The following is a 7,186-nucleotide window of genomic DNA, read 5'->3' as shown; positions in this document are numbered from 1 at the left end:
ACCACCACCAGCATCGGCAGCGGCGGAATGTCCTGGCCGCGTGCGCGCATCCGGCCGCGCATCTCGTTGTACTCCTTGGCGTCATCGACACCGGCGTTGTCGCACACCGCTTTGCGGCGGGCGATCTCGCCCCACAGCGAGTCCAGGAAGCGTTCCATCAGCGCCTGGTCTTCTTCCAGGTCGGTGATGATCCGCGATACGTGCGGCACACCGGAGAACGGCTTGACCGCCGATCCACCCTTAAGGTCGGCCAACACGAACTGCAGCTCGTCCGGCGGATGCCCCAGCATCAGCGACTCGAGCACAGTGCGCACCAGCGTGGACTTACCTGAACCGGTGGTACCCGACATAACCCCGTGCGGGCCGTCGCCGCCTTCGTCGAGGGACTTCATGTCCAAGAACAGCAGCTCGCCGTTGTCGGAGCGGTTACCGAACGGGATGCGCAACCGGGACCGGCTGGACAGCCCGTCTCGCCGGTTGCCCCACAACGACTCGAAGTCGATCTCGGCCGGATCTTCAATCCCGTAGTAGGACAGGATGTCTCGGGCACCGATCTGCGCTACCCGCTGGCCGATCTCCTCGTAGGCCTCGGCCAGTCGCCAGTGCGCCATCCGCTGCGCGAACTGCTCGGCCTCTATTTCGGTCACGTAGTCGGCCAGAGCGAAGAACCACCGGTTGTCGTCGATCACCATCCAGGTGTCGCGGTCACGGGGCAGCGCCTCGATCACCCCGACATCGTTGGTGAACTTCAGCACCCGCTCCGGGTTACCGGTCCACAGCGCAGAACCGGTCAGGTCAAAGAACGTGACGCCGTCAACGCCGTCGACGCTGATGACGTATTCCCATTGCGGGTCGTCGACGTCGGCGATGATTACGTGGTGCGGTGTCGGTGTCTCCGCCGACGAGCTGGCGTGCCGAGGCGTGAAAGACCCACGGCCGGCGAACAATTCGGCCTGGTCGGCGGCGAACTCACGTACCGACCCGTATACCATCCTCGCATTGCCTGCAGCGTCGCGACGGCGTGGATCGCCGAAGTGCGGCAGCCACTTGACCCAGTCCCATTTCGCCAGATCGGAACTGACAACAATCATCTGGACGTGGTCCGGGCCGTGCGAGTAGGCCAGCTGACAGATGATCGCCCGCATCAACCCCATCACCTGGTCGCGATTGCCGTCCAGCACATACCAGGGCTCGACTAGCAGCGAAACCATCTTGGGCAGGTTGTAGACCACGCTCTGGTAGCGGCCAAACTCCTGCAGCGCCTTACCGGTCACCGGCTCCAGCTCGATGTCCGTCGGCATGTTTTGCGGCTCACCCCAGGTCACCTCGGGCCGCGTCATGCCCACACCGATCCTGGCGACTCCGAAGTTGAGGTCCTTGCCGTCCGGCTTGCGTTCCCACATCCGGGACGATCCGACCGCCGCCGTCAGCGTTGTCGGCTCCGGGTGGAACCACCGGTAGTTGGCGTCCATGCTGTCGGCGGACTCGTTCGCGGTTTCGCGCAGCATGTCGAGCATCAACATGAACTGGGCGCGCATCGCGTCCAGTTTGGGCCGGCTCATCTGCTGCTGGCCGCCAAAACGACCGCCGAACATCATCATCGCGACCCCGCCGATCATGAAGATCGGGAAGATCGAACCAGCACCCAGGAACATCCGCGAGCCGTTGGCCACGGTCATGCCAACCATGCCCACCAGCAAGCCGACCACAAGCACGCCGACCACGATCAGCCACCACGGCTTGCCTTCCGGCGGCGGGACGCTCAGCGGTGTCGGTAGGACGATGTTCTCGGGCCGGACCGCGGGTGCGCGTTCGGGCGTTGGGCGTGCAAAACCTTGTTTCACTTCGGTACCGCCAATTCTGCAGGGCTCATATCGGTCGGAAGAGTGTCATGGCGTACCAGCGCATCGGCGCGCGACAGGGTTGGGCCCGCTGCCAGCAGCCGCAACGCCACCCACGGCGCCGGGCTCGGCTGCGATGTCAATCCGAGCGCGGAACGGGCATCACGGGAGTTGTCCACACCGAACCGGACACCGGAACTGGAGAGCCACCAGAGCGATTCTGATGTGGTGGACTCCGGGTCGTTGCCGGTGACGGACACGAAGTTGGCGTAGTCGGGTCCGAAGAACACCCGATCGGCTTCGCGGCCGGAAATGTCGGCCTTCACCAGCGACACCACTTTTTGGATATCGCTGGCCTTCACCGGGATCGTCGGCCCGGAGATCACCTGGGTGCGGGCCCGCTCTTCACCGCCGGTTTTCTCCCACCACCAGCAGGTCGCCGGGTTATCACGGATGTCTTGGACCTTCAGCGGGCCGTCCGGGTAGGCCGACAAATCCAGCCCGTTGACCACCGGCATCTTCGCCAATGACGCCGGCGCCACGACCACCGGCGCATTGCCCGCCGGGGTTCCGGCGTTCTGCAGGATCTGGGCGACGACCGGCGTCACGGTCTGCACACCGTCAGCCAGCACCACTGAATACTGTTGTGGCCCACTGATTTGCGGTGTCACGATCACGGTCCCCACCGGTCCAGGCGCACCGGCGAAGCCGGCGGGCTTTCCGGCGTCAGGCACCTTGGGGACCGACAGCGCGGGGCCCACCGGTAGCGAGTCGTACAGCGCCCGGCTCATCGGCCGGGCCTGGTTGACGTTCTCCGGGGTCAGACCCAACGGCAACAACACCGCCCGGTTTGACGAGTCGATGCGCGACCGACGTCCCTGCCGGATCACCCAGGTGTCGTTTGCGTAGCGCAGTACCACCGCGTCGGACCCGTTCAGCACGTGTCGGTGATTCGACAGGTCGGGCGTTCCGTCAATCACGGTGACGGTCACCGGTGACGGCGCTCCCACGCCCGCCGTCGGCGTCACCGAGTCGCACACCAGCCACGACGACGACGCGGGCTTGGTCGGAGAAAAGTCCGACGGCGCGCCGGGGATACCGACCAGTGGGCCATGCGGCTGCTCGGCGATCTGACCCGACCGGACCTTGTGCGGGTTATCCGCCCGGCCCGCGATCAGCCGGGCCGAAGCCAGGTTCAGCGCCGGATAAAGCTTGTCCCCCACCCGGACGTAAAGTGCGCCGGAATCGCGGTCGGCGATGATCGGTGACTCGTTCAGCTGCCCCGACGGGTTGATGAACGACCAGAGCAGCGCGCCCAGGCAAATCACCGCCGCAGCGGACACCGACGCCACGACCGCCAGCGTTTGACGGCGACCCGGCTCGATCTCCATCCGGACCCGCCACCGGGTCAACGCCATCGCGGTACGGCGCGCCAAAAACTGGTAACCGGTTACCTGCGTCCGGGTGGAAAGTCCGAGGCCGTAACCCGACCCTCCCTTGCCGCCGTTCGAATCAGCCACGGTTGTTCACGCTCCAAGCAGACGGAAGGGATGGGTGCTGCGTAGTCCCACGATTCACACGGTTAACCGTAGGGCACCCTGCGCCACCTCGCCACGCGAGCGTGTAGGCGCCTGGCTCATCAGCGGCCGCGCCGGGAGTGGTCTGCGCCACAGTGCTGTCACCTGCCATCAAGTAGGGGGGAAATCGATGAAAACTTCACTGCGCATCGTACGGCGAAGAGCAAACTCAGGCCTGTGAAAAAATTGCCGTGAGGTGAACAATCGGGTCGCATTTCGGACATCTGATTAAGCAAGATGGCGGGATGACTGAACTGGCGCCGTCGTTGGTCGAACTCGCCAGGCGGTTTGGGATCGCCACAGAGTATGAGGACTGGAGCAGTCGCAGGATCGGCGTGCCGGAAAGCACCCTGGTGGCGGTCCTGGCGGCGCTCGGCGTGGCCGCCGGCACGGAGGCGACGCGCAACGCGGCGCTGATCGCGCACGATCGCGCGCACTGGTCGCGTCCGCTACCGCCCACCATCCTTGGACGCGCCGGTACCCAGACGCCGTTCTGGGTGCACGTGACCCACGGTCATCCCGCGCAGGTGTGGGTTGCGCTGGAGGACGGGACCGTCCGCACCGGGATACGCCAGGTCGACAACTTCGCTGCGCCGTTCGAGCTCGACGGGCGTTCGATCGGCGAGGCCAGCTTCGTTCTGCCCGCCGATCTGCCACTGGGATACCACCGGGTGCATCTGCGTTCCGGAGACGACGAGGCCAGCGCGGCGCTGATCGTGACGCCGGGCTGGCTGGGCCTGCCCGAGCGGCTGGGCGGTCGTCGGGCGTGGGGGCTGGCCACCCAGCTATATAGCGTCCGCTCTCGACAGTCCTGGGGCGTCGGCGACCTTACCGATCTCACTGACCTTGCGGTCTGGTCCGCTTCAGCGCACGACGCGGGTTATGTGCTGGTCAACCCGCTACACGCGGCCGCGCCGACCAAGCCGATGGAGCCGTCGCCGTATCTGCCGACGTCGCGGCGCTTCGTCAACCCGCTTTACCTGCGGGTCGAGGCCATTCCCGAATTCGCTTACCTGGATAAGCGCCGCCGGGTGTGGCGGTTACGCGACGACGTGCAGCGCCACGCGAACTCGGTGGACGCCATCGATCGCGACACGGCATGGGCAGCCAAGCGGAAGGCGCTGGAGCTGGTGTATCGCGTCCCGCGCACGGCGGGGCGCGAACTGGCGTATGCCGCGTTCTGCGCCCGGGAAGGCGCTGCCCTCGACGACTTCGCCACCTGGTGCGCGCTGGCCGAGGAATACGGCGCCGACTGGCATCAGTGGCCCGACTCGCTGCAGCATCCCGCCGCCGACGGTGTCGGCGCGTTCGTCGCCGCGCACGCCAAGGCAGTGGATTTCCACCGCTGGCTGCAGTGGCAGCTCGACGAGCAACTCGGCGCGGCGCAATCGCAAGCGGTGGCGGCCGGGATGTCGCTGGGCATCATTCACGACCTCGCCGTCGGCGTGCACCCCAACGGCGCCGACTCCTGGGCACTGCAGGACGTGCTGGCGCTCGGGGTCACCGCCGGTGCACCGCCGGATGAGTTCAACCAATTGGGTCAGGACTGGTCGCAGCCGCCGTGGCGCCCGGATCGGCTGGAAGAGCAGGAGTATCAACCGTTCCGCGCACTGATCCGCACCGTGCTGCGGCACGCCGGCGGGGTGCGAATCGACCACATCATCGGGCTGTTCCGGCTCTGGTGGATTCCCCAAGGCGAACCACCCACGCAAGGCACATATGTGCGTTACGACCACGAGGCGATGATCGGCATCGTCGCGTTGGAGGCATACCGAGCCGCCGCACTGGTGGTGGGCGAAGATCTCGGCACGGTCGAACCATGGGTCCGGGACTACCTGCGCGACCGCGGTGTGCTGGGCACGTCGATTCTGTGGTTCGAGCTCGACCGCGACCGCGGCGGCGGCCCGCTGCCGGCCGAGCGGTGGCGAGAGTATTGCCTGTCGTCGGTGACCACCCACGACCTGCCACCGACCGCGGGTTATCTGGCCGACGAGCATGTGCGCCTGCGGGATTCGCTTGGCCTGCTGACCCGACCCGTCGACGAGGAGCTCGACGCCGCGAAAACCGAGCGGGCGGCGTGGATCGCCGAGCTGCGCCGCGTCGGGCTGTTGTCGAAAGAAGCCGGCCCGAAAAAGGATCCGGCGCAGACCATCCTGGCCCTCTACCAATACCTGGGCCGAACGCCCTCGCGGCTGCTCGGCGTCTCGTTGACCGACGCGGTCGGAGATCGGCGGACTCAGAATCAGCCCGGCACCACCGACGAGTATCCCAATTGGCGGGTTCCGCTCAGCGGGCCCGACGGCCGACCGGTGCTGCTCGAGGACGTGTTTACCAGCCCCAGAGCGATCGCCCTGGCCGAAGCGATGCGCGCGCAGACAGCCGTTACGCCCACCCGACCGACCTGTTAGCTTTCGGGTACATGAGCGTCGTGAAGTTCGGAGTCGTCGCCCCGGTCGCCGCGGGGGTCACCGCCGACCCACGGTGGATGACGGCCTTTGCGCGCCATGTCGAGGCGTGCGGGTTCGAATCGATCATCGCCGTCGAGCACACCGTGTTGGCTACCCGATACGACAGCGTCTACCCGTATGACCGCTCGGGGCGGGTCGAATTGGCGGCCGACTGCCCTGTCCCCGACCCGCTTGACCTGCTGTCGTTTCTGGCCGGCCATACCGACCGGCTCGGATTGGCCACCGGAGTTCTGGTGCTGCCCAACCACCATCCGGTGGTGCTGGCCAAACGAGCGGCGACCGTCGATGCGCTGTCCGGCGGGAGGCTTCGGCTCTGCGTCGGTGTCGGCTGGCTGCGGGAAGAGATCGAAGCCTGCGGCACCGAATTCGAAAGCCGGGGGCGACGCGCCGACGAGCAGTTGGCGGTGTTACGGGCGCTCTGGGATGACCGGCAACAGGGGGTCACACATCGTGGCGAGTTCTTTCAGTTCGAAAGCGTGGTCTGCAGTCCGAAACCAGTTGCCGGACAGCAGCTTCCGATACACATCGGCGGCCACAGCAAAGCCGCTGCTCGTCGGGCCGGGCGCTTCGGTGACGGGTTCCAGCCCCTGGGCGTGACGGGCGAACAGTTGGACGGCCTGCTGACCCTGATGCATGACGAGGCGGCGGCTGCCGGACGCGATCCCGCCGATATCGAAGTATCGCTGGGGCATTCGGTGACCAAGATCGACGCCGAACGAGCCGACAGGCTCGCCGCGCATGGTGCCAACCGGCTAGTGTTGGCCATGCCGCCGATCAACGACCTCCAGCAGGCCAAGGACGAGTTGTCGGCCTGTGCGCAACGCCTTTCGCTGTCGACGTGATGCTCGACCCGACCGACCGCGCTGCTCTCGCCGACTTGGCACACCGGTATGCGGCCGGCGTCGACGACCGGCAATTTGACCGTGTCACAGGGCTTTTCATTGAGACAGCCGAGCTGGTGCTGCCCGACCCGCCGGGTGAGTTGACCGCTGTCCAACGTCACCGCGGTCATGCGGCGATCGCCGCCGCGATCACCGCCGTCGCGGCCACTGTCCGCACCGAGCACGCGATCGTCGGCCAGGTCTACGACGTCGGCCCGCAACCCGACAGTGCCCGCGGGCGCATTGCCTGCGTCGCGCATCACTGGACTCGACGCGGCGATCAGCTGACCGATGTGGTGTGGCATCTTCGTTACGACGACGAGTATCAACGGACCGATGCCGGATGGCGGTTTGCCCGCCGCACGTTGACGATCAACGCCATCGAAACCCGGCCGATGCGCCAGGTGCGGTCTCAGTGA

The 7,186-nt window shown here is 66.4% G+C and carries 5 protein-coding genes; 3 read left to right on the top strand and 2 right to left on the bottom strand.

The genetic code is table 11. The annotated features are described in order from the left end of the window. Together eccCa and eccB are read right to left on the bottom strand one after the other, a co-directional pair. Positions 1 to 1,844, bottom strand: a 1,844-nt coding sequence (gene eccCa, locus WBF82_RS19205) for a type VII secretion protein EccCa (protein WP_424384530.1), incomplete at its 3' end; no start/stop codon positions are given. Then, the gene (gene eccB / locus WBF82_RS19200; RefSeq protein ID WP_424384529.1) at positions 1,841 to 3,361 is read right to left on the bottom strand and encodes a type VII secretion protein EccB; all 1,521 of its coding nucleotides are present in this window, start codon (positions 3,359 to 3,361) and stop codon (positions 1,841 to 1,843) included. The genes eccCa and eccB, both read right to left, overlap by 4 nt. A 302-nt stretch (positions 3,362 to 3,663) precedes the next feature. On the opposite strand from eccB, the gene malQ reads away from it, so the two are divergent. Genes malQ through WBF82_RS19185 form a run of 3 tightly spaced genes read left to right on the top strand, consistent with a single transcriptional unit; the run spans position 3,664 to position 7,186 of the window. Continuing rightward, entirely contained in the window at positions 3,664 to 5,826 is a 2,163-nt protein-coding gene (gene malQ / locus WBF82_RS19195; RefSeq protein WP_424384528.1) for a 4-alpha-glucanotransferase, read from the top strand. Positions 5,827 to 5,846: 20 nt separating this feature from the next. Beyond that, on the top strand, positions 5,847 to 6,728 hold the full coding sequence (locus WBF82_RS19190; protein ID WP_424384533.1) for an LLM class F420-dependent oxidoreductase: 882 nt from the start codon (positions 5,847 to 5,849) through the stop codon (positions 6,726 to 6,728). Continuing rightward, complete coding sequence (locus tag WBF82_RS19185) at positions 6,728 to 7,186, top strand: nuclear transport factor 2 family protein (RefSeq protein ID WP_424384532.1); 459 nt, start codon at positions 6,728 to 6,730, stop codon at positions 7,184 to 7,186. Before WBF82_RS19190 ends, WBF82_RS19185 begins: the two co-directional genes overlap by 1 nt.

The sequence above is a fragment of the Mycobacterium sp. genome (assembly GCF_049673265.1).
Taxonomy (GTDB): domain Bacteria; phylum Actinomycetota; class Actinomycetes; order Mycobacteriales; family Mycobacteriaceae; genus Mycobacterium.
This window is presented reverse-complemented; position numbering and strand designations above follow the sequence as displayed.

Bases quoted from the DNA above. Each gene is read 5' to 3' on its own strand.
- malQ (WP_424384528.1), top strand. From the start codon at position 3,664: ATGACTGAACTGGCGCCGTCGTTGGTCGAACTCGCCAGGCGGTTTGGG.
- WBF82_RS19185 (WP_424384532.1), top strand. From the start codon at position 6,728: ATGCTCGACCCGACCGACCGCGCTGCTCTCGCCGACTTGGCACACCGG.